27 protein-coding genes are annotated in these 26,392 nt (G+C 57.9%); 14 read left to right on the top strand and 13 right to left on the bottom strand.

Annotated elements, in window-relative coordinates:
• The first annotated feature begins 32 nt into the window (after nt 1–32).
• Nucleotides 33–1,298, top strand: a complete 1,266-nt coding sequence (locus tag GGE33_RS04220) for an extensin-like domain-containing protein (RefSeq protein ID WP_183821358.1) — start codon at nt 33–35, stop codon at nt 1,296–1,298.
• A 6-nt stretch (nt 1,299–1,304) separates the two neighbouring features.
• On the opposite strand, the gene GGE33_RS04215 is transcribed toward GGE33_RS04220, so the two are convergent.
• From GGE33_RS04215 to GGE33_RS04205, 3 genes are all read right to left on the bottom strand, one after another.
• Nucleotides 1,305–1,616, bottom strand: a complete 312-nt coding sequence (locus tag GGE33_RS04215) for a hypothetical protein (protein ID WP_183821357.1) — start codon at nt 1,614–1,616, stop codon at nt 1,305–1,307.
• Between the two features lie 142 nt (nt 1,617–1,758).
• Nucleotides 1,759–3,438 (bottom strand): formate--tetrahydrofolate ligase, encoded by a 1,680-nt coding sequence (locus tag GGE33_RS04210; RefSeq protein ID WP_183821356.1) that lies wholly within the window; start codon nt 3,436–3,438, stop codon nt 1,759–1,761.
• A gap of 167 nt (nt 3,439–3,605) precedes the next feature.
• Nucleotides 3,606–5,828, bottom strand: coding sequence for a TonB-dependent hemoglobin/transferrin/lactoferrin family receptor (locus GGE33_RS04205; protein WP_183821355.1), 2,223 nt, complete (start codon nt 5,826–5,828; stop codon nt 3,606–3,608).
• A 292-nt stretch (nt 5,829–6,120) separates the two neighbouring features.
• Between GGE33_RS04205 and GGE33_RS04200 the strand changes: the two genes are divergently transcribed.
• The 4 genes from GGE33_RS04200 to GGE33_RS04185 all read left to right on the top strand — a co-directional run bounded on the left by GGE33_RS04200 (nt 6,121) and on the right by GGE33_RS04185 (nt 9,677).
• Nucleotides 6,121–6,654 (top strand): TIGR00645 family protein, encoded by a 534-nt coding sequence (locus tag GGE33_RS04200; protein ID WP_183685211.1) that lies wholly within the window; start codon nt 6,121–6,123, stop codon nt 6,652–6,654.
• 121 nt (nt 6,655–6,775) lie between these two features.
• Nucleotides 6,776–8,110: a GGDEF domain-containing response regulator gene (locus GGE33_RS04195; RefSeq protein WP_183821354.1), complete on the top strand. Its 1,335-nt coding sequence runs from the start codon at nt 6,776–6,778 to the stop codon at nt 8,108–8,110.
• A 361-nt stretch (nt 8,111–8,471) separates the two neighbouring features.
• A complete protein-coding gene (locus GGE33_RS04190; protein WP_343062206.1) occupies nt 8,472–9,173 on the top strand; it encodes a helix-turn-helix transcriptional regulator in 702 nt (233 codons plus the stop codon).
• Between the two features lie 33 nt (nt 9,174–9,206).
• Nucleotides 9,207–9,677 carry a PAS domain-containing protein gene (locus GGE33_RS04185; protein ID WP_183821353.1) on the top strand — a complete coding sequence of 157 codons (471 nt, stop codon included), beginning with the start codon at nt 9,207–9,209 and terminating at the stop codon, nt 9,675–9,677.
• 116 nt (nt 9,678–9,793) lie between these two features.
• Here the strand turns inward: GGE33_RS04185 and GGE33_RS04180 are convergent, their stop codons facing one another.
• The 6 genes from GGE33_RS04180 to GGE33_RS04155 form a co-directional block, all read right to left on the bottom strand.
• The gene (locus tag GGE33_RS04180; RefSeq protein ID WP_148145642.1) at nt 9,794–10,957 is read right to left on the bottom strand and encodes a DUF2333 family protein; all 1,164 of its coding nucleotides are present in this window, start codon (nt 10,955–10,957) and stop codon (nt 9,794–9,796) included.
• 142 nt (nt 10,958–11,099) lie between these two features.
• Entirely contained in the window at nt 11,100–11,963 is an 864-nt protein-coding gene (locus GGE33_RS04175; RefSeq protein ID WP_183821352.1) for a hypothetical protein, read from the bottom strand.
• 132 nt (nt 11,964–12,095) lie between these two features.
• Nucleotides 12,096–12,545 carry a pseudoazurin gene (locus GGE33_RS04170; RefSeq protein ID WP_148145644.1) on the bottom strand — a complete coding sequence of 150 codons (450 nt, stop codon included), beginning with the start codon at nt 12,543–12,545 and terminating at the stop codon, nt 12,096–12,098.
• 129 nt (nt 12,546–12,674) lie between these two features.
• A complete protein-coding gene (locus tag GGE33_RS04165; RefSeq protein WP_148145645.1) occupies nt 12,675–13,256 on the bottom strand; it encodes a thymidine kinase in 582 nt (193 codons plus the stop codon).
• Between the two features lie 83 nt (nt 13,257–13,339).
• Nucleotides 13,340–14,344, bottom strand: a complete 1,005-nt coding sequence (locus GGE33_RS04160; RefSeq protein ID WP_183821351.1) for an inorganic phosphate transporter — start codon at nt 14,342–14,344, stop codon at nt 13,340–13,342.
• Nucleotides 14,344–14,988, bottom strand: coding sequence for a DUF47 domain-containing protein (locus GGE33_RS04155; RefSeq protein ID WP_183821350.1), 645 nt, complete (start codon nt 14,986–14,988; stop codon nt 14,344–14,346). Before GGE33_RS04155 ends, GGE33_RS04160 begins: the two co-directional genes overlap by 1 nt.
• A gap of 104 nt (nt 14,989–15,092) precedes the next feature.
• Here GGE33_RS04155 and GGE33_RS04150 point away from each other — a divergent pair, with 104 nt between their 5' ends.
• Complete coding sequence (locus GGE33_RS04150; RefSeq protein WP_183821349.1) at nt 15,093–15,620, top strand: NUDIX hydrolase; 528 nt, start codon at nt 15,093–15,095, stop codon at nt 15,618–15,620.
• Between the two features lie 6 nt (nt 15,621–15,626).
• Here GGE33_RS04150 and GGE33_RS04145 read toward each other — a convergent pair whose 3' ends face one another.
• Complete coding sequence (locus GGE33_RS04145) at nt 15,627–16,154, bottom strand: AAA family ATPase (RefSeq protein WP_183821348.1); 528 nt, start codon at nt 16,152–16,154, stop codon at nt 15,627–15,629.
• 123 nt (nt 16,155–16,277) lie between these two features.
• Here GGE33_RS04145 and GGE33_RS04140 point away from each other — a divergent pair, with 123 nt between their 5' ends.
• Nucleotides 16,278–17,309 carry a trans-3-hydroxy-L-proline dehydratase gene (locus tag GGE33_RS04140; RefSeq protein WP_183821347.1) on the top strand — a complete coding sequence of 344 codons (1,032 nt, stop codon included), beginning with the start codon at nt 16,278–16,280 and terminating at the stop codon, nt 17,307–17,309.
• 10 nt (nt 17,310–17,319) lie between these two features.
• On the opposite strand, the gene GGE33_RS04135 is transcribed toward GGE33_RS04140, so the two are convergent.
• A complete protein-coding gene (locus GGE33_RS04135) occupies nt 17,320–18,228 on the bottom strand; it encodes an AraC family transcriptional regulator (protein ID WP_183821346.1) in 909 nt (302 codons plus the stop codon).
• A gap of 92 nt (nt 18,229–18,320) precedes the next feature.
• Between GGE33_RS04135 and GGE33_RS04130 the strand changes: the two genes are divergently transcribed.
• Nucleotides 18,321–19,148, top strand: a complete 828-nt coding sequence (locus GGE33_RS04130; RefSeq protein ID WP_183821345.1) for an oxidoreductase — start codon at nt 18,321–18,323, stop codon at nt 19,146–19,148.
• Nucleotides 19,149–19,159: 11 nt separating this feature from the next.
• On the opposite strand, the gene GGE33_RS04125 is transcribed toward GGE33_RS04130, so the two are convergent.
• Complete coding sequence (locus GGE33_RS04125; RefSeq protein WP_183821344.1) at nt 19,160–19,501, bottom strand: YciI family protein; 342 nt, start codon at nt 19,499–19,501, stop codon at nt 19,160–19,162.
• Between the two features lie 101 nt (nt 19,502–19,602).
• A complete protein-coding gene (locus GGE33_RS04120) occupies nt 19,603–20,316 on the bottom strand; it encodes a L,D-transpeptidase (protein WP_148145653.1) in 714 nt (237 codons plus the stop codon).
• A 233-nt stretch (nt 20,317–20,549) separates the two neighbouring features.
• Here GGE33_RS04120 and GGE33_RS04115 point away from each other — a divergent pair, with 233 nt between their 5' ends.
• From GGE33_RS04115 to GGE33_RS04090, 6 genes are all read left to right on the top strand, one after another.
• Complete coding sequence (locus tag GGE33_RS04115) at nt 20,550–21,503, top strand: choline ABC transporter substrate-binding protein (protein WP_183821343.1); 954 nt, start codon at nt 20,550–20,552, stop codon at nt 21,501–21,503.
• Between the two features lie 72 nt (nt 21,504–21,575).
• The gene (gene choW / locus GGE33_RS04110) at nt 21,576–22,436 is read left to right on the top strand and encodes a choline ABC transporter permease subunit (RefSeq protein ID WP_183685214.1); all 861 of its coding nucleotides are present in this window, start codon (nt 21,576–21,578) and stop codon (nt 22,434–22,436) included.
• Nucleotides 22,433–23,506, top strand: a complete 1,074-nt coding sequence (choV, locus tag GGE33_RS04105; protein ID WP_183821342.1) for a choline ABC transporter ATP-binding protein — start codon at nt 22,433–22,435, stop codon at nt 23,504–23,506. The genes choW and choV overlap by 4 nt, the downstream gene beginning before the upstream one ends.
• A gap of 132 nt (nt 23,507–23,638) precedes the next feature.
• Nucleotides 23,639–24,355, top strand: a complete 717-nt coding sequence (locus GGE33_RS04100; RefSeq protein WP_183821341.1) for a HugZ family pyridoxamine 5'-phosphate oxidase — start codon at nt 23,639–23,641, stop codon at nt 24,353–24,355.
• Nucleotides 24,356–24,483: 128 nt separating this feature from the next.
• Nucleotides 24,484–24,804, top strand: a complete 321-nt coding sequence (locus GGE33_RS04095; RefSeq protein WP_112456745.1) for an ArsR/SmtB family transcription factor — start codon at nt 24,484–24,486, stop codon at nt 24,802–24,804.
• A 453-nt stretch (nt 24,805–25,257) separates the two neighbouring features.
• Nucleotides 25,258–26,361: a branched-chain amino acid ABC transporter substrate-binding protein gene (locus tag GGE33_RS04090; protein ID WP_183821340.1), complete on the top strand. Its 1,104-nt coding sequence runs from the start codon at nt 25,258–25,260 to the stop codon at nt 26,359–26,361.
• Nucleotides 26,362–26,392: the final 31 nt, after the last annotated feature.

Here is a 26,392-nt window from a genome sequence, read left to right as displayed (position 1 = left end):
AGTGCAGAACCGGCCCGGAGGACAGACAGGGAATGAAGCGGTCAACCTTACTCATCGCGCTTGCCGCACCTCTCATGCTTGGTGCAGCCTTACCGCCCGAACGGCCGGCCCTGCCGGGCAGGAGCGCCGAAATCGTCGAGGTCAACGTCATCGACCGCTTCCTCAAGGATACCGGCATTCGCAAACAGTCTTCGACCAGGGAGAAGGCGAGAACCCGTAGCCGCAACACGTCGCGCAATGCCATCCCCAAACCGCCACCGCTCGCATCCGTTCCCTTACCCATTCAAAAACCGGCCGAAACCGCACAGCAGGCGACGCCCGAGACGCCTTTGCCTGCGGACAAACTGGGCGAGGCCGAAAACCGGAAGTCCGAAGAACAGGCAGCGCCACCCGAGACGAATAGCGCTGAAAACAAACCGGCGCAGTCCGACCTCGCCAAGCCCGACGAGAAAGCCGCTTCTTCACCTGCAAAGCCGGAGACCGAAGACCAAACCAAGCCCCCAGTCGTCGAACAACCCTCGACCGCCACCGAACCGACGCGCGAGGCCGAGGTTCCCACACCGCTTCCCAAGCCCGAAACCGACACCGCGGCCGCCAGATCGGACGGCGCCGAACCCGGATCACCGGAGAAGCCAGCAGAGAAACAACCCGCTCAGGCTGAAACAGAACCTGACGGCAAGCAGGATGAGGCAGGCGAAACGGAAAAGGCCGAGACACCGCCTCCCCCGCCTCTTGTAAAAGAGGATCCACAGGAGCTGCAGGCTTGCCTTGCTGACCTGAAGGCGATCGGTGCAAAATTCGAAACCAACGATCCTATCGACGACGGCAATGGCTGCGGCATCGAGCATCCGATCGATGTGGCGGAAGTCTTGCCCGGCGTCGATCTCGGCGGCGCGACCATGCGCTGCAAGACGGCGCTTACCATGGCCCACTGGCTGAAAGACACGGTCCAGCCCGCCATGACCATCGCCATGCCGGGCCGCAAGATCGTCGGCCTCGTACCCGGCTCTACCTACCAGTGCCGTTTAAGAAACAGTGCATCAACCGGAAAGATTTCCGAACACGCTCGCGGCAACGCCTATGATGTTGCAGCCTTCAAGCTCGACAATGGCGAAAAGATCGAGATGAAACCGAGAACGGAAGATTCGACGCTGGAAGGCGCATTCCAGCGCACCGCCACTGCCGGAGCATGCCTGCACTTCACCACCGTCCTGTCACCGGGCAGTGACGCATCGCACGAAGACCATCTTCACTTGGACATCCTCGAGCGAAACGGTGGTTATCGCTATTGCCGGTAAAGGGGCTTACTGCTGCGTAACAGTGAAGGACGATCCATTGCCGGCATCGCCGCTCGAAGTGCCTCTCGTCGGAGCAGGCCTCAGATCGAGCACCGGCGAACATATGCGGACGATCCGCGAATATCCGGATTGCGTGACCTTCAACAGACCGCATTCCTCATTGGCATAAGCGGTGCGAACATAATGCCGCTGGCTTTTTGCCGTCGGTGGATAATAGCCCCGAACGAGATCGGCCGCACCGGCCGGCAATACAGCGGCAGCGCCAAACACCATGACTGCGGCGATGGACAGAGAATATTTCCCAAATACGATCGACATGAAACTCTCCGCACGAAATGAACGAGGATCGGTTTTGCCCATCCTGCGCATCATCAATTCCAAATTCAAGCTCAGGTTCCCGCGATGATTTCCCACAGCTTGATATATTCGTTTCAAACGGCAATCGACCTGAACAATATTATCAGAACAGGCCCTCGATCTGCCCCTCGTCATTGAGAAAGATCCGTTCGGCGGATGGCGACCGCGGCAGACCGGGCATGGTCATGATTTCGCCGGTGATCGCCACGATAAAGCCCGCACCGGCGGAAAGCCTCACCTCGCGAACATGCACGACATGCCCCTCCGGCGCGCCACGAAGGGTCGGATCGGTAGAGAAGGAATACTGGGTCTTGGCGATGCAGACCGGCAGATTGCCATAACCCTGCTCCTCCCACGCCTTCAGTTGATCCCGCACCGCCTTGTCGGCAGTCACCTCGCCCGCATGATAGATTTTCGATGCGACCGTCTGGATCTTGTCGAACAGCGGCGTCTCGTCCGGATAAAGCGGCTGGAACTTTGCCTGTCCGCCATCGGCGAGCTCGACCACCTTGTAGGCCAGTTCCTCGATACCCGCCGACCCTTCTGCCCAATGGCGGCAGACGATCGCATCGGCGCCCAGCCTGTCGACATAATCCTTGATCGCGGCGATCTCGGCATCCGTATCCGAAATGAAGTGATTGATGGCGACGACCACCGGTACGCCGAACTTGCGCACATTGGCGACATGCCGGCCGAGATTGGCGCACCCGCGCACCAGCGCCTCGATATTCTCGGCAGAAAGATCTTCCTTCCTCACCCCGCCATTCATCTTCAGCGCCCGGATGGTCGCGACGATGACGGCCGCATCGGGTTTCAGGCCCGCCTGACGGCACTTGATGTCGAAGAATTTCTCCGCCCCGAGATCCGCCCCGAAACCGGCTTCCGTCACGACGTAATCGCCAAGCTTGAGCGCCGCCTTGGTAGCGATCACAGAGTTGCAGCCATGAGCGATATTGGCGAACGGACCGCCATGCACGAGTGCCGGATTGTTTTCCAGCGTCTGCACCATGTTCGGCTGCATCGCGTCTTTCAGGAGCACCGCCATCGCCTTGTCGGCCTTCAGGTCACGCGCATAGACCGGTGAGCGGTCGAAGCGATAACCGATGACGATCTGGCCGAGCCGGCGCTCGAGATCGCTGAGGTTTTCGGCAAGACACAGGATAGCCATGACTTCGGAGGCAACCGTGATGTCGAAGCCGCCTTCGCGCGGATACCCGTTTTTCGCACCGCCGAGCGACATGACGATTTCGCGCAGCGCCCGGTCGTTCATGTCCATCACCCGCCGCCAGGTGATGCGACGGATATCGATATTGAGCTCGTTGCCCCAATAGACGTGATTGTCGATCATCGCCGAAAGCAGATTATGCGCAGACGTGATCGCATGGAAATCGCCGGTGAAATGGAGATTGATATCCTCCATCGGCACGACCTGCGCATAGCCGCCGCCGGCCGCCCCGCCCTTGACGCCGAAACAGGGGCCGAGCGACGGCTCGCGCACGCAGATGACCGCCTTTTTTCCGATCCGGTTCAGTCCGTCGCCAAGACCAACTGTCGTCGTCGTTTTCCCTTCGCCTGCCGGCGTCGGGTTGATTGCCGTAACGAGGATCAACTTGCCGTCTCTTTTGCCCTCAAGTGAGGCAATGAAATCGGCGCTGATCTTCGCCTTGTCATGACCATATGGAATGATATCGTCGGACGAAATCCGGAGCTTTTCGCCGATGGCAATGATCGGCTGCTTTTTCGCCGCTCGGGCAATTTCGATATCCGATTTCACATCTGCCATGTGGCTTCCCTCTTGGCGACTGATAGGAACATTTTGTGTGGCATGCTTTACCGAAGCCCGCCCGCACTGTGAATAGCCGGTTTTCGGCGTCAACCGCCGATCCAAAAGAAAAAGGGCGATACGATCACTCGCACCGCCCTCGACTGGAGATTTTGAAAAAACGGCTGTTAGAACCGCTGGGTCAGAGAGATTTTGAACGATCGGCCGGCTTCAGTATAAAAATCCACGGGCTGATTGGTCGATGACGAAGATCCAGGATTGACGTCGCGTACACCGACGGCATTCCAATATTTCTTGTCGAAGAGGTTGTAGACACCGGCCTGGATACGGAGACCGTTCGTCTGCTCCGGCTCCCACCATGCAGTCAGGTTGGCGACGCCATATCCCGGCGCATCGAAGGTGGCGCTGTCGCCGTCATCACGCATTCCAGCCGCAAAGATCCCCGTCAGCTCGCTACCCCATGTTTCGCTGGCATAACCAAAGCTGACAACGGACTTGAAAGGCGCGACGGTTCGAATGAGATCGTTTGTGTCAACATCAACGCCATAGGCGTAGGCCAGAGATGCTGTTCCGAAGAAACCATTCGCAAAATCCTTTCTCGCCTTCGCTTCAATACCGGTAATGCGCACATTCGGCACGTTTCGGTAGATGAAATAGGTACCAGAGCCACCGGGAAATGCCGGATTTGCCGTATTGGGTTCTGTCTGCTGCTCGATGAAATTCTTATACCTGTTATGGAACACAGTAAGCTTGCCGGTAAGGTCACCCGACTGGTAGGTGGCTCCGGCTTCAAACCCGTTGCTGATCTCAGGCTTTAGATCTGGATTCCCCAAAACGGTGTAGCCAAAGCTGGCATTCGAAAAGTTCAGGTAGAGTTCGTTCATTGTAGGCGCCCGGTAGGCCATCGACCACTGAGCAAAAAGTTGAACCTCTGGGCTCAGATCGTAAGTCGCCAGCAACTTCGGCGAGAAGCGCGCACCATCATTGCTGCCGGGAGTGCCGAACGTATCATAGGCAGGGTTGCTGTTGGTCGATCCCTTCGGATCATACCGGAAAGCATCGAAGCGGATACCGGGTGTCAGCTTGAAGCTGCCATCGCCGAAGGCAATCTCGTCTTCTGCATAAAGGCCGATATGCTTACCAGTAACTTCAGGAATGTCAGACTGCGAGGCGGAAGAGGATCCGCCGGTATTGGCATAGAGATATTGATCAAAATAGGAGATGGAAGCTGCGCCTCCGAACCGAAGCGTATGGTTGAGACCACCACTATCAAAATTGCTCTCTGCACCGCCGACAATACCGTAGGCATTGTTCTGCATGGAATCTTTACGAATGTACGTGCTTCCGTTAGCGCGCTGATCTCCCGAACGAGACATCTGCGCCGTGCGCTGCCAATAAACGGAGAGGTTGGCACGATCAATCAGGGCGTCAGCAGCAGTAGCTTCATATTCGTAGTCGATTGACACGCGATCGCGCTCACGATCGTCGTCACCCGCATACTCTCTGGGCATATAGGTCCCCCAAAGCGTCTTCAGGTCCGTATCGGTCTTCGAGAGATAGCGCTCGGCCGTTATGCCGATACGATGGCCGCCCTCGAGATCCTGGCGCAATTTCACCATCAGGTTGCTTTGATTGACGTCCGCGGGATTGGGCTTGGTTCGTGCAGAACCAAATACATTGCTCTCCCCTTTGTTGTCCAATTCATGACCGCGCTTGTACGCTCCCTGGAACAAGATGGAGGTGTTCTCGATCTTCTTTGCAACAGCAATGGATCCACCGATGCTTCTGTCATCGCCAGAATACGTCGCCTTGGCGAGACCGCCCCAGTCCTTTTCTGGACCGATCAGATCCTCGGGTTCAAGTGTGTGAAGCGATAGCGCTCCACCAAGCGCACCAGAACCAATGCGACTGGAATCAGCGCCACGGATAACATCAACGCTGGACAATGCGGAGAAATCGAAGTTCGCACTACTGCTGCTCAATGTGCTAGTCGCCTGGGCTGCACGAGCGAAGTTTTCGAAATAGGCGATCGGAATATTGTCGACGAGGGTGACGACACGGGGACCGCCGAGACCGCGGATGAACAGGCCGCCAGGCTTACCGGGTCGGGCTTCGGCAAAGTCTACGCCAGGCTCTGTCGTGTTACCCAGATCCTTGAGGCTGCCTATATCCCTCTTCGCAATATCATCCGCCGTAGTCGTGCTTGCCAACGGGTTGCTTTCAGCAGGATCCCCTGCCTTCACGCGCTTTCCCTTAAGCGTGATAGGCCTCAATGTTGTCCCGTTCTGCTCCGTGGTCGCGGCCTGCTGCGCCGATGCTTCTGCAGCCATCGAAAGCAGCGCGAGAGCAGTGCAGGTGGTAAGGATCGATCGAAGACGCCGGCTGGCCATAGCTATCCCTTTATATGGCCGCACGTCATCACCCCTCGCACGAAAGCACGATGGAAACGGCGGACCAATTTAAAATCTGTCGAAAATGTGGCGGGCAGCTGAAATCTGCCTTATTCATGCCATTAGAAAACATGACTATCGTTGTCAATTATTAAAACATGACTCTATGAATCATGTTTCTGTGATCCACTCCAAGTGATTAAAATGCAACAAAGCACGGCGTATCCGGTCTTGCCGGAACTACCTCCGGCCTATTATGTGAAGCACCCCTGATTAAGCCGGAGCGCACTTGATGAAATCGCTGGAACTGCTGGTCGAGAAGATCATCCTCTCAAGCCGCTGGCTGCTGGTCGTCTTTTACATGGGCCTGGTCGCCGCGCTGGCAGTCTATGCGCTTTCCTTCGCCTTCAAGTTCTGGAAGGTCGCCCAGAACGTCTTCACGCTTGGTGAAGCCGAAATGATCCTCGCCATGCTCGGCCTTATCGACGCAGCGCTCGTCGCAAGTCTTATCGTCATGGTGATGATTTCGGGTTACGAGAACTTCGTCAGCCGCTTCGATGAGGCTGAAGCGGACGTTTCCTTCCTCGGTAAGCTCGATGCCGGTAGCCTCAAGATCAAGGTCGCATCCTCGATCGTCGCGATCTCCTCGATCCACCTGTTGCAGATCTTTCTCAATGCCGCTCAATACACCGATGGGCAGCTGATGTGGTATACGATCATCCATCTTGCCTTCGTCGTCTCCGCCGTTATGCTCGGCTGGCTGGAACGGATCATGGCCGCCACCAAGGCCGACAAGAACGAAGGCAAGCACGAAGCGCATCTTTAATGTACTTTCGCGGCCTTTCGCCACGGGCAGAAGTACCGCCGCAGGAGCAAAGTCTCGAACTGAATAATTGATTCGTAATCCATGTCGCTTATCCGATGCATAGACTGCACTGGAGAAAGACATGACGGTTGGCCGCGAGAATTTGCTTTCCATTAACGGGCTGCGATTGAAGCAGGGGGAAAGGATACTTCTCGTCGAGGATTCCGTCGCGCTCTCGACCTTGCTCACCCAAAGACTGGAAGAGGAAACAGGGGCCACCGTCACACGCTGCGGCTCCCTCTCGGCGGCCCGCAAGAACATCGCCGAAGGCACGTTCCTGCTTGCCCTGACCGGCCTCAACCTCCCCGATGCCCCCAATGGCGAAATCCTCGACATGTTGCTGCAAGAGGAAATCCCGACAATCGTCTTCACGGCAATGTTCGATGCGGACACAAGGGAGCGCTGCACCAGGAAAAAGATCGTCGACTATATCGTCAAGGACGGCACAAAAACGGTAGACAAGGTTGTGCAGACCGTCAGCCGTATCCTTGCCAACAGCGCCCATAAGATACTTGTTGTCGATGACGCCCGCGCCGCCCGTTCGGAACTCGTCGAAATCCTCAGCCGTCAGAATTTCCACGTTCTGGAAGCGCGCTCGGGCAGGCAGGCACTTGAAATTCTGACGAGCGACGAGACGATCGATCTCGTCATCACCGACCACCACATGGCAGACATGGACGGATACGAGCTGACCCGCCGTATTCGCCAGACGCGTAATTCCGAACAGTTGCGCATCATCGGCATTTCGTCCTCGTCGGATCGGCTTCTGTCTGCGAGCTTCCTGAAAGCCGGAGCGTCGGATTTCATCTATCGGCCTTTCGTCCATGAAGAGCTCAAATGCCGCATCGACAACAATGTCGAGACACTGACACAGCTCAATCATCTCCGGCGCCTGGCGGAACAGGATTATCTCACCGGCCTCGCCAACCGGCGCCATTTCTTCTCGACCATGCGCCAGCATGGCAGAGACGCCACGCAAGGCTCGATCGCCCTTCTCGATATCGACCACTTCAAGACCGTGAACGACACCTACGGCCATGATGCCGGCGACGCCGTCTTGCAGGCGATTTCGCTCGTCATGGCTGACATGTGCATTCCGGCAAAGCACATGCCTGCCCGCATCGGCGGCGAGGAATTCGCCATATGCCTGAGCCAGCTGGACGCGTTTCAGGCACACTCCTTCTGCGAAGAACTGCGCAAAAGGATCGAAGAGCGTGTGATCGAGGTCGGTAACCGTTCCATATCAGCGACAATATCCATCGGCGTCGTCGAATTCGAGCCGGGTGAAACCTTTGAGAACCAGCTCAATGCAGCCGACCAGCTTCTTTATCTGGCAAAGGCAAATGGAAGAAATCGGGTTTACTCCACGCTCACGATCCCGGAGGCGATCAATGCGATTGCTTCCGCGGGCGGCTAGGTTGACGTGGGACCGCATTGATCCCTTGGCCACGGGCATCGGCTTCTTGCGTGATGCCTTCCACACCTCATGCAGAATGCTCGATGCATTGCAGCAAGCCATCGCTTCAGAACACTCGGCGAAGCGCAGCTTTCCGGCTTTACGTTAAGAAAAGCGGCCGCGAGCTTATTTTGCCGTGCGCGGCATTTGCCCATAAGTGACTGAAATCAAATAAACAACATGACCACATGTCATAAAAGTTGTTAACTGGTGGGATTTAGACGACTTTCCGCTGGCTATTAAACGTAAGTAGTATATTTATTAACAATAACATAGCTCCTTTGAACCCGAAAAACTGATGATAACTCACGAACGGCAGTCGGTGCTGAGCAGCGAGATATCTGCGGCCCATTCGCAAGAAGGTCTATTCTTGGCCTTGCGACGGGTTACGCATGAATTCAGTTTGCAGCACATCACATTGCTGTCGCTGAATAATCCCGACGAAAAGCTGCTGTCTCGTATGATTGTGCAAAGCAGCATTCCTGAGCCGTATTTTGCGGAATTCGACCGCAAGCGCCTGCTCGAAAAATGCGCTCTTGCCGATATCATCATCCAGTCGAAGTTACCGTTCTGCTGGTCTATTGGGGATCCGCTTCAATCTCGTCCCTTCCCTGTCGACAGCGCTATCGAAGATCTTCAGCGGCGCTACGGATTGATCACCAGTGTCGCAATGACACTTCATTCGCTTGAAGGCGAGCGCTTCATCATGCGCTTTGATGGCGCCCGCCCTCGCCTCACCCAGGTCGAGCTCAACGAGATCGGCATGATCACCCTGCATTCGTTCGACATGTTCGAAAAGATCAGGCGCAACGAACGCAAGGCAACGCCCTCTCCCCTCACAGTTCGCGAACTCGAAGTGGTGCGCTGGACAGCTCAGGGCAAGACCTCGGTCGAGATCGGCCAAATACTCACCTTGTCCGATCACACGGTAAACGCCTACATGACCAACGCCATCAAAAAACTCGATTGTGTCAACCGCACCCAGCTTGTAGCGAAGGCTCTCAGACTTAGGCTTATTGCATAGATCAAAGCAGCCCCGGCTGGAGAAAAACTGAAATTGGCATCCTGGATCGAGCATTCGCGCAAACCTTACGAGGCCCAACACCAGCTTGTCGGCTTGAGCGATAGGGAAGTTCTGGAACTTGTCGGCTCGTTTCGCCTCTGCGGCTTCTGGCGCTTCAACGTCGACAGCGGCCATCTATTCGGCACGATCGAATACTGCCAGATTTTCGGAATTACACATTGCGACGGACCACTTGATCTTGTCAGGCTCAGTGCGGCCATCCATCCCGATGACCTGACGGTGATGATGGAAACTTTTGAGCGCGCGAGCGCTTCGCAACTGACCTTCCACAATCTCTATCGGGTAAAGACAGGCCCCACGAACTTCAAGTTCGTCCGCAGCGTCGGAAAATTCCGCGCAGACGGTGCGGGACAGGGTGACGTCATCGGCATGACATACGAACTCTTCCCACAGGCAAGTACGACGATCGGTTTCATCCCCGACGAAGATCTTCTCAAGGGCTGACAACCTTGATTTGCAGCATGTCTCCCGAAAGTGGTCACCGCTTTCGGGATAAAGACATGCGGTAAACGCAAAGAGCGAAACCATGACAAGCGAATCTGGAAGATTCGCGACAAGCTTTAGCGGTCGAGCACAAGCCGGATCTCCACCAGATTGGAGCGGACCCGTAAGGTATAAAAGCCCATCACCGCAAGATGGGTCGGCATGATCCAGCCATCTTCGGCACCGTTTGAAATGATGGCCGGCTGGATGCGCAGCGCTGCCTGCATCTGTTTCAGCATGTCGGTCCACAACGGAGCGAGATTACGCTCGCGAATGACCTGCGAGAAATCAGCGCCGGCAGCAGACAGAATTGCATAATAGCCGTAAATCTGCCCATAGGCGAACCAGAAACGGTCATCCGCCCGCGTGTCGAACCAACCGCCGTTATAGTTTTCCGAACGCTCGCGAAGGATGGCAGACGTGCCGCCGAGATCGTTCGCCACACGGTCAATGAACTGCACGAGATTGTCGGCGCGGCTGTCGAATGTTGCCGAGCAGTTGCCCAGCTCGGTGTTGAACTTGTGCAGGCTGTTGATCGCCGCCCGATAATAGCTCGGCGTCGGCGTCTTCGGGCCAAACGGGCTCAATCCGAAATACCAGGAATATTCGTCGAACTGCAGATTGCTGCGCGCATCCTGAAGATTGGTATTGACGCCAGAAGTTCCCCGCATCCGCGCCAGCGTATCGACCAGCTCCACCGAGGTGCGGCGCACGGCCTGGTTCACGCCGCGCTGGAACGACGCCTTGTTATCGAGGAAAGGCGTATGGTCCCAGTCCATCCCGAAAAAGCCGAGACGGTAGAGAAGCATGGAGGATATCCACGCATTCTGGTTGACGTTCATGTCGGTAAGATCGGCCGCCGCATCCGCGATAGCGGATGTCTGGCATTGCTTGGCGGCAGCTATACCGGACGTGCCGGCAGTCTGCGCCTGCGCTTGAGCCTCGACACCGGGTACAGGCAACTCCTGGCCGGCAGGCATGTTGCGCTCGTTCCATCGATAGGTGTCAACGAAATTCGGATCGAAGCCGCGCCAGACCTGCGTCTGCCAGATGAAATAACCGTATAAGGCAACGAGCAGCACTGCGAAGATCGCAATCGGACCCTTCACCCAGAGACGGCGTCCCCGATACCAGCCATGCGCCGCCATCAGCGGCCAAATCAACCACGCGACCAATATCCGGACGCCACGCCCGATGGCAGCAGCCACGCCTTTGAAGAATCCGGTGATCTGGTCGCGCATCTAGTCCTCCTGGAAGCCGATCGGTCATCGCTGACATATGATGCCGATCCATCGAGTACAACACTTGCCATAGGCAGGACTGGAACAAATTCGAAAGGGATAACGTCGCACTCCCGTTTCTGAAGGCTTCACAGCCGATATTTCAGGCATCCTCGAAACGCTTGGCAAATGCGATATCGGTCCTCTGCCGGCTGCGATCGAGCCTCGCGCCCGGCAAAAGACCGTTTCCGAGGCGCCAGACCGGCCTGGAAAGGTGCGGATAGGCATCAGGCGAAAGGCTATGCGCTTCCCTTTCGCCATCGAAGGAAAGCATGACCGAATAGAGATCGAGAAGGTTCTCGATATCGAAGCCAAGCTTCTGCAAAAGCAGGTTCAGATCACGCACACCGCTATTAAAGGCACGCGAAACCGGATCGACCAGGCCAATCATGCTTTCGAAAGCCGGACCGTATTCGCTTGCGCCTTCATTCCCTTCGCCGAGCCTCGCTGACACTCCCGCCACGTCACTCACCTTGAAAGCTGCGAGCATTGTCAGCGCGTCTTCAGCCGCTATCCGCTGGCCGATCACGGTCTGGCGATGCGTCTCGACAAGCCCCGCCAGCCTGTCCGCCCGGCCAAGGATCGTCCGCAACCGCTCGACCCCACCGGCTCTCGCTGCTCGCCTTTCGATCCGGCGGCGCATTGCCTTTCTGGAAAACAAGCCGAGAAACAGGTCACTCGCCAGCGGGGTTTCCCTGTCGTTGAAAATTGCCCGCTGCTCGTCGACGGCAGCGCCGATCTCTGCCACATGTGCAGCGAGTTCGGGATAGACGCTTTTCTGCAGCATAAGCAGTGCCAAGCGTCGCGCGCCAAGTTCGTCAAAAGCGTCGCCTTGCAGCAGCCGCGGCGTGCTCATCGGCCCGGGGATCACTGCCAGCAAATGCGTGCCGGCTTCAACGACAGCTTTCAGACCGGCGCGAATTTCGGCCACCGTGTCCTCGAAGCGAGTGGAACTCTCTACCTTCATCTCTTCCTCCCTACCCGGAGAAAGAAATAGGGCCGCTGCGCATTTTGACGACAGCGGCCCTGCAATAATAACTAGGTGATAAAAAGGGTAATGCTTAGGTGATGAAAAGTTCTGGTTTGAAAAACGGCAAGCTCAGAGACCGAGCTTTGCAATCTCGGCGTCGAGGCGTTCCTTTGCCTTCTTCGGCATCTTGGCGGCCTTGACTGCGTCAATGTTGGATGGTGCGTCACCGACGACAACGAGCGCAATCATGCCCATGCCGAAATGTGGCGTGCACTTGAAGACATAGGCCCCGGCCTGATCGACGGTCACAACCAGATCTTGGCTGATCTTGCCCTTGATATCGGCCACACCTTCCGGAACCAGACCTGGCATGGAAGCCGCATCGTGCCCCTTGTCGACAGAGACAAACTTGATCGTATCGCCCGGAGCGGCCTTCACGGCGGCCGGTTCGAAGACCATTGCCTGACCGTCAGAGCCCTTGTTGAGCATCTTGATCTCGATTTCGGCGGACAGTGCCGGCAAGGCCAGCAGAACCGCGCCAGCAGCCAGCGTGGCGGTCTTCAGTATCGTTCTGATCATCGAATTCTCCTGCGAGGGTCCGCGGCACGACCGCGATGAGTGCGTTTTACCGCTGCAGGACTTTGGCGCTTTGACATTGGTCAATAGAACGAAGCCTCCCCGTTTTTTTAGGGGGCTGGCGCCGAGGGCTTAGTCGCAGCGCATCTTTTCTTCCCAATGCCGCCGGCAAAGTGAAACGTATTTCTCATTGCCGCCCACCTCGACCTGAGCGCCCTCGCGGATCACCTCGCCTGCCCCGTCCACCCTGACGACCATCGTCGCCTTGCGGCCACAATGGCAAATGGTTCGGACTTCCCGCAACTCGTCGGCAATCGCCAGCAGTTCATACGACCCCGGAAACAGCTTGCCCTGAAAATCGGTGCGCAAACCATAGGCCATGACGGGAATACCGACCCGGTCCGAGACCCGCGCCAGTTGCCATACCTGCTCTGCCGAAAGAAACTGTGCCTCGTCGACGAAAACGCAGGCAATCGGTTCCTGAGTGTGCATGTCAGCGATGGCCGTAAAAAGATCATCGTTCTGGCCAAAGGGGATAGCTTCGGAAGAAAGCCCTATGCGTGAAGCGACCTTACCCTTGCCGGCTCGCTCATCCAGCGCAGCGATAAAGATCACCGTGCGCATGCCGCGTTCCCGATAATTGTAGGAGGCCTGCAAGAGCATCGTCGACTTGCCGGCGTTCATCGTCGCGTAATGGAAATAGAGCTTGGCCATGGCTGGCGTTTTCTTACCCTCCGGCGGCAAGCGAAAGACAGGCCGCCGGATAACCACAGATATTTGCGATCGCCTCGCGAGGTTTAAGCGAACAGATCCACGACCTGATAGGTCAGATACGAGATCAGGGCGGCAGCCGGCATGGTCACGATCCAGGCAATCACGATATTGCCGGCAAGCCCCCAGCGTACCGCAGATACGCGCCGAGCCGCCCCGACACCGACGATCGCGCCGGTGATCGTGTGCGTGGTCGAAACCGGAATGCCGAGCCATGTCGCACCGAACAACGTCAGCGCCCCTCCCGTCTCGGCGCAAAACCCCTGCATCGGGTTGAGCCGCGTGATTTTCGATCCCATCGTGTGAACGATCTTCCAGCCGCCGAACAGCGTGCCGAGCGCCATGGCCGACTGGCAGGTGATGACCACCCAGAAAGGCACGTAGAACTCGGACCCGAGATAGCCCTGGCTGAACAGAAGCACCGCGATGATGCCCATCGTCTTCTGCGCATCATTGCCGCCATGGCCGAGCGAATAAAGCGAGGCCGAAATGAACTGCATGATGCGGAAGGTACGGTCGACGGCAAACGGTGTCTGACGCACAAAGGCCCATGACACGGCAAGCACCAGAACCAGCGCCAGAAAGAACCCGATTGCCGGCGACATGAAAATCGCCCCGGCAGTTTTCAGAAAGCCGCTCCAGACGATCGAGGAAACGCCCACCTTGGCGATCCCGGCGCCGATCAACCCGCCGACCAGTGCATGGGAGGAACTGGAGGGAATGCCGAAAATCCAGGTGACGATATTCCAGATGATCGCCCCCATCAGCGCCGCAAAGATGACCACAGGCGAGACGATGCCCGGATCGATGATGCCGGTTCCAAGCGTTTCGGCCACATGCAGGCCGAAGAACATGAAGGCGATGAAATTGAAGAAGGCCGCCCAGGCAACGGCGTATTGCGGCCTCAACACCCGCGTCGAAACGATCGTCGCGATCGAGTTCGCCGCATCATGCAGGCCATTGAGAAAATCGAAAAACAGCGCAATGCCGATCAGTCCGACCAGCAGCGGAAAGGCAAGTGTCAGGTCCATCAGACGTTCTCGATCACGATACCGCTGATTTCATTGGCAACATCCTCGAAGCGGTCGACAACCTTTTCGAGTTCGCCGTAGATCTCGCTGCCGATCATGTAGGCCATGGCATTGCCGGAAGCACCGTGCCGCTGGAACAGATCCTTCAGCCCCTGGTCATGCAGATCGTCTGAGCGGCCTTCGACACGCATCACCTCTTCTGCAATGGCGCTGAGCCGCTGCGCATTGGCGCCGAGCTTGTCGAGCAGCGGGATGGCTTCCGCAACCAGATGCGCCGCCTTGACGACCTCTTCGCCCATCTGCCGCATCAGGGGATCGAATTCGGACTGCTCGAACAGTCGAATGGTCTTCACCGTCTTGTGCATCATGTCGATCGCATCATCCATCGACTGAATGAGATCCTTGATGTCACCGCGATCGAATGGCGTGATGAAGCTGCGACGGACTGCAAGCAGAACGTCGCGCGTAATATCGTCCGCACGATCCTCGAGCATGACGATACGCTCGCAATTCGCATCGACATCCTTTCCGTTGAGAAGCTCGCCCAGCGCCTCGGCCGCCTCTACGACGGTCCGCGAATGTTCGGAAAACATGTCGAAGAACTTGTCTTCGCGCGGCATCAACTTCCGGAAAATACTCATCATGGCAATAATCCCTGCTGCGGCACCAACATCAGGGCCGTCACAAAACTGTCATAAAAGCCATCGGACGGCTGGAATCAACCGCAAAAATCGGCATTTAAACGGGCATGAAACCTGTCACCAAAGACAAGAAGTCGCAAAACACCAAACAGAGCCCGAAGCCGCGGACACTGTTGCAGCAACTCGCACAGATGCCGGAGAAGCTTTTCAGCGGTGAGTTTCGCCAGCAATACGGCGCGCTCTGCTTTCGCTGGGCGGGTGATGGCAACGCCATCGAGATCCTTGTCATCACGTCGCGGGACAGCGGCCGTTGGGTAATTCCCAAGGGCTGGCCGATGAAGAAGAAACAACCGCATGAGGCGGCAGAGATCGAAGCCTGGCAGGAAGCAGGTGTGCGCGGGCGAGCGCGAAAAAAGCCGGTTGGCCGCTACACCTATCTCAAATGGCTGGACAATGGCGATGTTGCGCCCTGTGTGGTCGACGTTTTTCAGGTCGAAGTGGCGGAGGTGGAAAAGGATTTCAAGGAACGTGGCCAGCGTGAGATTGTCTGGCTTTCACCCAGTGAAGCCGCATATCGCGTCCGGGAAGTCGAACTCAAATCGCTGATCATCGACTTCAAGCCGAAGAAGAAATAGCGCCGCTCAACCGAGAGCGGAAAGGACGAAATCGGCACGCTCGACAACAGAGACCTTCGGCAGGACCATTACCTTATAGCCGAGTTTGGGATAAGCTGCGGCAAGGCGTTCATATTCCGCAACCGCATCATCCAGCGAATGCTGCCGCTCGGCATCTCCTTCATAAATTTCCGGCCATGGCGGCGTCATGAAAACCGCCGGATGATACGGATGGATCTCATTCCATCGCTCGGCCATAGGCTCTCCGGTCACCTGTTCCAATGCGACGGCGGCATCGATCAGCCCGCGATCGAAAAACGTCCAGCCTGTATTCCCGGCAGCAGCCCGCCTGTCGGCAACCGCCATATCGATCGCCAGCCGCGCAAAGGCAGCAAGATCCACCCAGGGCAGCGCTCTCCCCTCGCCTTGCATTTCCTGCCTTACGATCCGCCGTCCCGGCTCCTCCACCACGGAAAATCCACGAGCACCGAGCTCCGCCAGAAGCGTGGACTTTCCCCCACCCGAACATCCGGAAATCACCACGAACCGGTCCATGCAAATCCTCCATGCGTTGTCGCACCAGCAATTGCTGGTTAGCATATTTGCGAATGCGGAAAGTGCGGCGCCGTCAAGCAAAGCTCTTCCGAAAAGCGACCCGACATCTCCAAGGACAAAGCAATGCGTTCATCCAAAATCATCCACATCGTCACCTGTCACGCAGAAGGCGAAGTCGGTGATGTCATCGTCGGCGGCGTGGCGCCGCCTCCGGGCGATACGGTCTGGGAACAGTCGCGCTTTATCGCAAAAGACCAGACCTTGCGGAATTTCGTTCTCAACGAACCGCGCGGCGGCGTCTTTCGCCACGTCAACCTTCTCGTGCCGCCAAAGAACCCTAAAGCCCAGATGGGCTGGATCATCATGGAGCCGGAAGACACGCCGCCCATGTCCGGCTCGAACTCCATCTGCGTCGCAACCGTCCTGCTCGACAGCGGCATCATCCCGATGACCGAACCCATTACGAAAATGGTTTTGGAAGCGCCAGCCGGCTTGGTCGAGGTCGAGGCCGAATGCGCAAACGGCAAGGCCGAGCGCATCACCGTCACCAACGTCAAGAGTTTCGCCCAGAAGCTCGACGCATCGCTCGACGTCCCGGGCCTCGGAACCATCACGGTCGATACCGCTTATGGCGGCGACAGTTTTGTTGTCGTGGATCCCGATGAGATCGGCATCGATCTCATTCCAGAAAATGCCCGGCTGATCGCCGAAACCGGCATCAGGATCACCAATGAGGCAAACCGGCAGCTGGGCTTTTCGCATCCGGAAGACACCGGCTGGAACCACATCTCCTTCTGCCTTTTCGCCGGCAAGGCCTACCATGAGGACGGCCAGCTTACCGCGAAATCCGTTGTCGCCATCCAGCCCGGCAAGATCGACCGCTCTCCGACCGGCACTGCCGTCTCGGCACGCATGGCCCTGCTTCACGCACGCGGCCAGATGAAGGAAGGCGAAACCTTTACCGGCATCTCGATCATCGGCACACGCTTCGTCGGAAAGATCGTCAGGGAAACGGAAATCGCCGGGAACAAGGCCATCATCCCCTCGATCACCGGCCGTGCCTGGATAAGCGGCACCTCTCAACTGATGCTCGATCCCTCCGACCCCTTCCCCGGCGGCTACAAGCTTTCCGATACCTGGCCGATGCTCACATAGGCAATCGTCCTTACTCCACCTCACCCAGATGATGGCGAACCCACTTCATTTCCTCAGACGCGGTGCGCCCGAAATGTCGCCGGAAATCTCTCGCAAATTGCGAGGTGCTCGCGTATCCGACCGATGTGGCCACGTCGGTGATCTTGCCGCGGCGCGCAATCATCAGCCTCGCCTCGTGCAACCGCATCGCCTTGACATATTGTATCGGGCTGCTCCCGGTCAGCTCCTTGAAATGGCTATGGTAGGACGGCACGCTCATCCCGGCATTGCTCGCCAGGTCTACGACAGAGATGCCTGCGCCGTAGTTCTCCCTGAGAAATTTGAGGCTTCGGACAACGCGTCCTGCTGCCCCGTCCTGCTGCAGAGCAGCGATCATCGCGCCGCCCTGCGGGCCGACAAGCACGCGGTAATGAAGCTCGCGAAGAATGCCGCTCCCCAGAACGGCAGCCTCTACAGGATCTCCAAGCGCCGTCAGCAACCTCAACAACACGTCCGCGATGCCGGCATCCATCCGGCTTGAGATCAGGCTTCGCGGCCGGCTTGCCCCGATATTGCCATGCGCCGTGACCTGCGCCGCGATTTCTGCGGCAAGCGCCATGTCGAACTCGACATAAACGGCCAGAAGCGGACGCTCGCTGCTGGCAATCGACCCCATCCTGAACGGAACCGGCATCGAGACGGCAAGATAATGCTCCTCGTCATACAGGTAGACCTGATCATCGAGCACCCCCTGCTTGCGTCCCTGCAACACGAACACCGCTCCGGGCCGATAGAGTACCGGCACGTCCTCAAGCACGGCTTCACTGCGCAGCAGCCTGACGCCTGCAAGTCTCGTGGCATTGTAGCCATGGCGCGGCGCCAGCCTTTCGGCAAGCTCGACCAATCTCCGTCTGCCGGTGGTACCCACATGCTTATTCATAGGAATTGACAATTTTCTCAGAGAAATCGCCGTCGAATATATCAGCCCACCCTATTATTTGCCAAGTCCACGAACAATCGAGGACACATCCCATGACGAACAGGATATTCTTCATCACTGGAGCTAATTCGGGTTTCGGCCTTGCCATTGCAGCCGCCGCCCGCGCCGCAGGCCACACCGTCATCGGCACCGTCCGATCCGAAGCATCGCGAGCGAGCCTCGTCGCGCAACTGCCGGGCATTCACACCACGCTCTGCGATGTCACCGATTTCGACCGCATACCCATGATCGTCGAACAGGCTGAAAAAGATCACGGCCCCGTGGATGTTCTCATCAACAATGCCGGTTACGGCCACGAAGGCGTGCTGGAGGAATCGCCGATTGAAGAGATGCGGCACCAGTTCGACGTCAACGTCTTCGGCGCAGTCGCCGTCGCCAAAGCCTTCCTGCCGCGCTTCCGTCAGAGACGCCGCGGTTTCATCGTCAACGTCACCTCCATGGGCGGCATGATCACCATGCCCGGCATAGGTTATTATTGCGGCAGCAAGTTCGCTCTTCAGGGCATTTCGGAAGTCATGCGTGCGGAAATGGCGCCATTCGGCGTGCATGTCACGACACTCTGCCCCGGCTCATTCCGTACCGACTGGGCCGGTCGCTCGATGATCCGCACCGAGAGGTCGATTGATGACTATGACGCGCTGTTCGACCCGATCCGCCAGGCCCGACAGGAAAAAAGCGGCAGGCAACTGGGCGACCCGGCCAAGCTTGCCGCCGGTATCCTCACCCTGATCCAGTCCGATGCACCGCCACCGCAATTGCTGCTTGGCAGCGATGCGCTGAAATTTGTCTCCGAGCGCATCACCCGCCTGCAGCAGGAGATCGACGAGTGGAAGGCAGTGACGATCTCCACCGATGGCTGACCGTCTCCGCGTCAATGAAACGCGCGCACCTCGACCGGCGCCCTGCAGGCGATAGCCGCCTTGCGTCCCCATTCGAGCGCTTCATCCATGTCGGCCGCTTCAAGCACCCAGAAGCCGCCGACATGTTCGCGTGTCTTCAGATAAGGCCCATCGGTGATTTCGACCTTGCCGCCTGGCCTGGCTTTCAACGATTTCGCAACAGCGACCGGATGGAGGCCGCCGACGAACAACCGGATGCCGGCCGCAACCATCTCTTCATTGAGCACATCAATATCGCGATGCATCGCCTCGTCTTCCAGGGCGGCGGGATCGTAATCGTCGGGGTGGTGAATGGCGACCAGGTAACGTGTCATGATCTTCTCCTCCAGCAGAGCGGAAGGCACTCTGCCTTCCTTTCACGCGGAGGACGAGCGGCCGGATTAAAATCCGACACGCTGCCTTAAAATTTCGGACGTCAGGCCGTCCGGAGCGAGCCCTGATGCACGACGATACGGGCATGGTAGGGAACGCGGGTATAGAGGTCGAGAATATCCTGGTTGACGAAGCGCACGCAACCGGATGATGCCGCCGTGCCGATCGACTTCCATTCCGGCGAGCCATGCAGGCGGTAAAGCGTGTCCTGACCATCCTTGAAGATATAGAGCGCGCGCGCACCGAGCGGGTTCTTGATGCCGGGCTCCATGCCGCCGGCCTTGACCGAATAGCGCGCCAGCGACGGCTGGCGGGCAACCATCTCGTCCGGCACCTTCCACCGCGGCCAGGGCTGCCGCCATTGGATGACGCCCTCGCCTTCCCACATAAAACCATCGCGGCCGATGCTGACGCCATAACGCATCGCCGTACCACCCGGCTCTACGACATAAAGGAATCGGTTGGGGGTATCGACGACGATCGTGTTCGGCTTTTCGCCTGTCGGATCGATAACTCGCTGCCGGTAATATTTCGGGTCGATCTGCTGATACGGTATTGCCGGAAGCTGGTATCCACCGTCTTCCACAGCCGCATAACGGGCCTGCAGCTCTGCCTCATCGGGAGGACCGATCGGCCGTTGCGCGGCGACCGGAACGACATTCGGCTGGCTCGTGGTGCTACAGCCGGCCAGTGCCGCCGTCATGGAGACGGAACCAAGCACGAAGCTCCGCCGCGACAGGGAAAAAGAAGTGGGCATCAATGTTGTTTCCGGGATTGAGCAGATAACGATCAGCTTCTATCCGCCTTGACATGAGTTAGATCAAGTCACAACCGGGGCATCGGGCTTAGCAAGCGCCTCATCGTGACAATTTTGCCGATACCGGACTGAATGTCGCAAATGACCTGTGTCCTGCGGCGTAAACGCGCATGCTTGCTTGCAACAGGAAGTTATTGATAATGGCCGGGAACAAGAAAGAACGGGAGCACTTCATGCGCATCCATAAATCGCTGGCCTTCACCGTCGCCGTCTCTGCCGCTCTATCCGGTTTTGCTGCCAGCGCATCCGCTGCCGAGCCGGCCGCCTGTGGCACCGTCCGCTTCTCCGATGTCGGCTGGACAGACATCACGGCAACCACCGCAACCGCCTCCGTTCTCCTGAAGGCACTGGGCTACCAGACAGACATCAAGGTCCTGTCCGTGCCCGTCACCTATTCGTCGCTGAAGAACAAGGATATCGACGTCTTCCTCGGCAACTGGATGCCGACGCAGGAAGCCGACGTCCGTCCGTTCCTGACCGAAAAGTCGGTCGAATCTTTCGGGCCTAATCTCACCGGCGCGAAATATACGCTTGCCACCAATGCCAAAGGCGCCGAACTCGGCATCAAGGATTTCAAGGATATCGCCGCTCATGCAGACGCTCTCGGCGGCAAGATCTACGGCATCGAGCCGGGCAATGACGGCAACCGCCTGATCCTTGGCATGATCGAGAAGGACACGTTCGGCCTGAAAAAGCTGGAAGTGGTGGAATCCTCCGAGCAGGGCATGCTCGCCCAGGTCGCCCGTGCCGACAAGGCCGGCGAACCGGTCGTCTTCCTCGGCTGGGAACCGCATCCGATGAACGCCAATTTCAAGCTGACCTATCTGACCGGCGGCGATGACGTGTTCGGTCCGAATTTCGGTGGTGCGGAAGTCTATACAAACGTGCGCTCCGGCTTCACCGAGGAATGCCCCAATGTTGGCACCTTCATCAAGAACCTGAAATTCTCGCTGCCGATGGAAAACGAGATCATGGGCGGCATCCTGAATGACGCAGAAGAGCCGGAAGTCGCTGCGACCGACTGGCTGAAGGCCAATGGCGCAGCGATCGAGCCATGGCTGGCCGGTGTCACGACCAAGGACGGCAAGCCGGGCCTTGATGCCGTCAAGGCAGAACTCGGTCTCTGATCGTTCGACGGCAAGGGCCGGTTCTCCGGCCCTTGTCCCCTGCCCGTTTAATATTTTGAGGTGGTACCGGACGTGAACTGGCTACCCGACTGGCTCGTTGACTCGAGTGGAAAGCTGCGCCTGGGCAATTGGGCGAAAAATGCCGTCGACTGGCTGACGGGCAATGCAAGCTGGTTTTTCGACTGGCTGTCGCATATTCTGTCGAAGGTGATCGACGCGCTTCTGGCGGTGCTGCAATATCCGCACCCGTTTCTGCTCATCGCGATCTTCACCGCCCTTGCCTACGGCCTGCGCCGCTCATTCGGCGTCGCAGCCTTCACCTGTCTCGGCTTGTTGCTGATCTACAATCTCGGCTACTGGAAGGAAACGACAGAGACGCTGGCGCTCGTGCTGGCGGCCACCGTAGTCAGCATGGCGATCGGCATACCGCTCGGCATCGCAGCGGCACGGCGTGAATGGATTTATCAGGGCATGCGCCCGGTCCTCGACCTGATGCAGACCATCCCGACCTTCGTCTATCTCATCCCCGCACTCATCCTTTTCGGCCTCGGCATGGTGCCGGGCCTGATTGCCACCGTCATCTTCGCCATTCCCGCACCGATCCGGCTTACCCGCCTCGGCATCATTTCCACGCCGGGGGCGCTTACCGAAGCGGCCGTCGCATTCGGCGCCACATCCGGCCAGGTGCTGCGCAAGGTGGAACTCCCCTACGCGATGCCGCAGATCATGGCGGGCCTGACCCAGACCATCATGCTGTCCCTGTCCATGGTCGTCATTTCCGCGCTTGTCGGTGCAAATGGCTTGGGCGTGCCGGTCGTGCGGGCGCTCAACACGGTCAACATCGCCCGTGGCTTCGAAGCCGGGCTCTGCATCGTCATCCTCGCCATCATCCTCGATCGCCTGTTCAAGAGCGGAAAGGCAGATGCGCCATGACCGTCACCTCGACCCGAGACTGCGTCACATTCAGCAATGTCGACATCGTGTTCGGCAACGAGCCGAAAGCCGCGCTGCCGCTGCTCGATGCTGGCCGAAGCCGCGACGAGATCAGTGCTCAGACCGGCATCGTCGTCGGCGTCTCCAATGCCTCCCTGTCGATCCGCGAAGGAGAAATCCTCGTCCTGATGGGACTTTCCGGCTCTGGCAAGTCCACGCTTCTGCGCGCAGTCAATGGCCTTGCTCCCGTGGTGCGCGGCAACGTCAGCGTCGCGACACCCGCCGGCCCGGTCGATCCCTACAGGGCCAACGCCCGAACACTGCGCGAACTGCGCATGCACACGGTCTCCATGGTCTTCCAGCAGTTCGGACTTCTGCCGTGGCGGTCGGTTGCCGAAAATGTCGGCTTCGGCCTCGAACTTGCGGGTGTATCGGAAACGGAGCGCAAGCGGCGAATCGGTGAACAGCTTGAACTGGTCGGCCTCAGCCAATGGGCGGACCGACGCGTCGGAGAGCTTTCAGGCGGCATGCAGCAGCGAGTCGGCCTAGCCCGTGCCTTCGCCACCGGCGCTCCCATCCTGTTGATGGACGAGCCCTTTTCGGCACTAGACCCGCTGATCCGCACAAAACTTCAGGATGAGTTGCTGGAATTCCAGCACAGGTTGAAAAAGACCATCCTCTTCGTCAGCCACGACCTAGACGAAGCCTTCCGCATCGGCAATCGCATCGCCATCATGGAAGGCGGCCAGATCATCCAGTGCGGCACGCCGCAGGAAATTGTCCGCGATCCGGCTGATGATTACGTCGCCGATTTCGTCCGCCACATGAACCCGATCAGCATGCTGACGGCGGGCGACATCATGACGAAAGGCGTCTCGGCCGTGGCAAGCACGGTCCCGATCTCCGCTTCCGCCTCTCCGGATACGCCTCTCATCGACATCATGGATGGGCTGGCTCGTCAGCGCGGCACCATCGCCATCGTTGATAACGGCAGCGTGGTCGGCTCGATAACCGCCGATGATGTTGTCACCGGCCTCACACGGCATCGGCTGCGCGACAACCGTGGATAGATGAACGTTAACCGCAAGTAGATGGTGCGCAAACTTGACGCGGCAAGGCCTCTTTTGCGGCAGTGAATTAAATGATATGAAAATAAAGCATTATCAAAATTCAAACCTCGAAATTCAACCAGAGAGTGACGGATGGCCGAACAGGCCCAGTTATTGCGCCCGACAGATGACGAGGCACGCGAGCTTGCTCGCACGCTTCTGCGCAGTGCACGCTACATGTCACTCGGTGTTCTTGATCCGGTAACCGGCTTTCCATCCGTGAGCAGGGCATTGACGGCCATCGATCTCGATGGTGTTCCGGTCGTGCTCGTTTCTGCCCTCTCGGGCCACACCAAAGGCCTGAAGGACGATTCTCGTTGCTCACTGCTTGCAGGCGAACCGGGTAAGGGTGATCCGCTGGCCCATGCCCGTATTACCGTTTTCTGCGAGGCCCAGCCGGTTGCCAGGGACAGCGTAATCCATCAAAGGATTCGCGCGCGTTTCCTGAGACGCCATGCCAAGGCGCAACTTTACGTCGATTTTCCTGATTTCAGGTTTTACCGATTGGTTCCCGTTCAAGCGTCGCTGAACGGAGGCTTCGGGCGCGCCTATGCATTGGGTGGCGAAGATTTGCTTTTTCCGCTCTCGGCAGACGAATCATCGTGGCTGAAACTGCAGAACGAACTGGCAGAAAAGCCTTTGGAAGCTGCGAATTTTGCGCATCGCCTGGGGCTTGGAGACAAGAATTGGAGATTCGGATTGGTTGATCCCGCCGGGATTGACCTCGTTTCGAGCGATGTACTCGTCCGGCACGAGTTTCAGCATCGACTAGACTTGCCGGAAGACGTCATACATTATATCTGCAAATAAACTAAAATGTAGCTTGAACTACCCGAAATTTAGGGGATGTACAAATTCCGCCTGTGCCGCCTAACATCACCGGATAAGAATATTTGGTGAATTGCGCGGCCACTTTGGAGACGAGGTGAAGAGAACTTATGGATAAGGTAGCACTTTCTGAGCATTCAAACGCAGCAGCGGGCCTGCTGTCGGCAATGGCCAACCCCAAGCGGCTGATGATTCTCTGCTGCCTGGTTAAGGGAGAGGTGGCAGTGGGTGCACTGGCGACGCGCGTCGGCTTGAGCCAGTCTGCCTTGTCACAGCATCTCTCAAAGCTTCGCGCACAAAAGCTGGTAAAGACCAGGCGCGACGCACAGACGATCTATTATTCCAGCTCTTCGGAATCGGTGCTGAAGATCCTCGACAGTCTTGAGGACATCTACATTGCCGCCGAGCGGAAAACCTCCGCAGCTGCATAATCCTTTTGGATCGGTCTAAAAAAGATGCCCGGGCAACACCCGGGCTTTTTTGCTTTTGTGCATCAAGATCGCACAACAAGGGATTGTCTGATTGATATCGAATACACCGGGCATCGCTTGATCTCCGGCGTCGCTTCGTGGCGAGATCCAACAGCGCCCTGCGAGCAGTGCTGAATTTGCAGACGCAGGTCATCCCCGCATCTCTTCAACCTCGCCTTGAAATATCCCCACCGAAGTGTCGCAGTTTCGGTTATCTTCTTGCGCGACGGCCTCAAGATTTCTACAAAAATTGCTGCCGGATGCGCGAGCCAAACATGGCCGCGCTGAGGCCGAGGTTTTGTACGTCCAATCCTGCACGCCGCGTTTGCGGCTGCGGCAGGACGCGCCGAACGTCGTGAACGGCGGCCAGGGAGGCCCGCCAAAGAATTCTGCCGATGCCCCAAGGAGACAGACATGACATTGAAGACAATCACGGCAGCACTTGCTGCCTCGCTGGCCTTTGCACCGCTCGCTCATGCCGACATCACCATCGGCCTCATCGCACCGCTGACCGGCCCGGTCGCCGCTTACGGTGATCAGGTCAAGAATGGCGCGCAGACGGCCGTTGACGACATCAACAAGGCAGGCGGCATTCTTGGCGAAAAGGTCGTGCTGAAACTGGCCGACGACGCCGGCGAACCGAAGCAGGGCGTTTCTGCCGCCAACCAGATCGTCGGCGAAGGCATTCACTTCGTCGTCGGCCCGGTCACCTCGGGCGTTTCCATTCCCGTTTCCGACGTCCTTGCCGAAAACGGCATACTCATGGTCACCCCGACCGCAACCGCGCCGGATCTCACCAAGCGTGACCTCGCAAACGTTCTGCGCACCTGCGGCCGCGATGACCAGCAGGCCGAAGTTGCCGCCAAATACGTGCTCGACAAGCTCAAGGACAAGCGCGTCGCCATCATCAACGACAAGGGCGCTTACGGTAAGGGCCTCGCAGACGCCTTCAAGGCAACCCTGAACGCAGGCGGCACCACCGAAGTGGTCAACGAAGCCGTTACCCCCGGCGACAAGGATTTCGGCGCGCTGACCGCCCGCCTGAAGTCGGAAAAAGTCGATGTGATCTATTTTGGCGGCTACCATCCGGAAGGCGGACTTCTGGCCCGCCAGCTGCGTGATCTCTCGCTCAATGCCCAGATCATCGGCGGCGACGGCCTGTCGAACTCCGAATACTGGACGATCGGCAACGAAGCGGCAGCCGGCACGCTGTTTACCAACGCATCCGACGCGCTGAAGAGCCCGGATTCGAAGGCAGCAGCAGATTCGCTCGCCGCCAAGAACATCCCGGCCGAAGCCTTTACGTTGAATGCCTACGCCGCTGTCCAGGTCATCAAGGCCGGCATCGAAAAGGCAAAGACCGCCGAAGACGCAGAAGCCGTGACCGCAGCCCTGAAGGACGGCTCCGCCATCCCGACCGCCATCGGCCAGCTCACCTACGGCGAAACCGGCGACCTCACCTCGCAGAGCTTCTCGCTCTACAAGTGGGAAGGCGGCAAGATCGTCGCCGCCGAGTAATCGTATCCAAAAAAACACTCAGCGGGCGCCT

Origin of the sequence: Aliirhizobium cellulosilyticum, assembly GCF_014198105.1 — a bacterium.
Classification (GTDB): Bacteria; Pseudomonadota; Alphaproteobacteria; order Rhizobiales; family Rhizobiaceae; genus Neorhizobium; species Neorhizobium cellulosilyticum.
The sequence above is the reverse complement of the archived record's forward strand: the minus strand, read 5'-3'. Positions and strand labels throughout refer to the sequence as shown.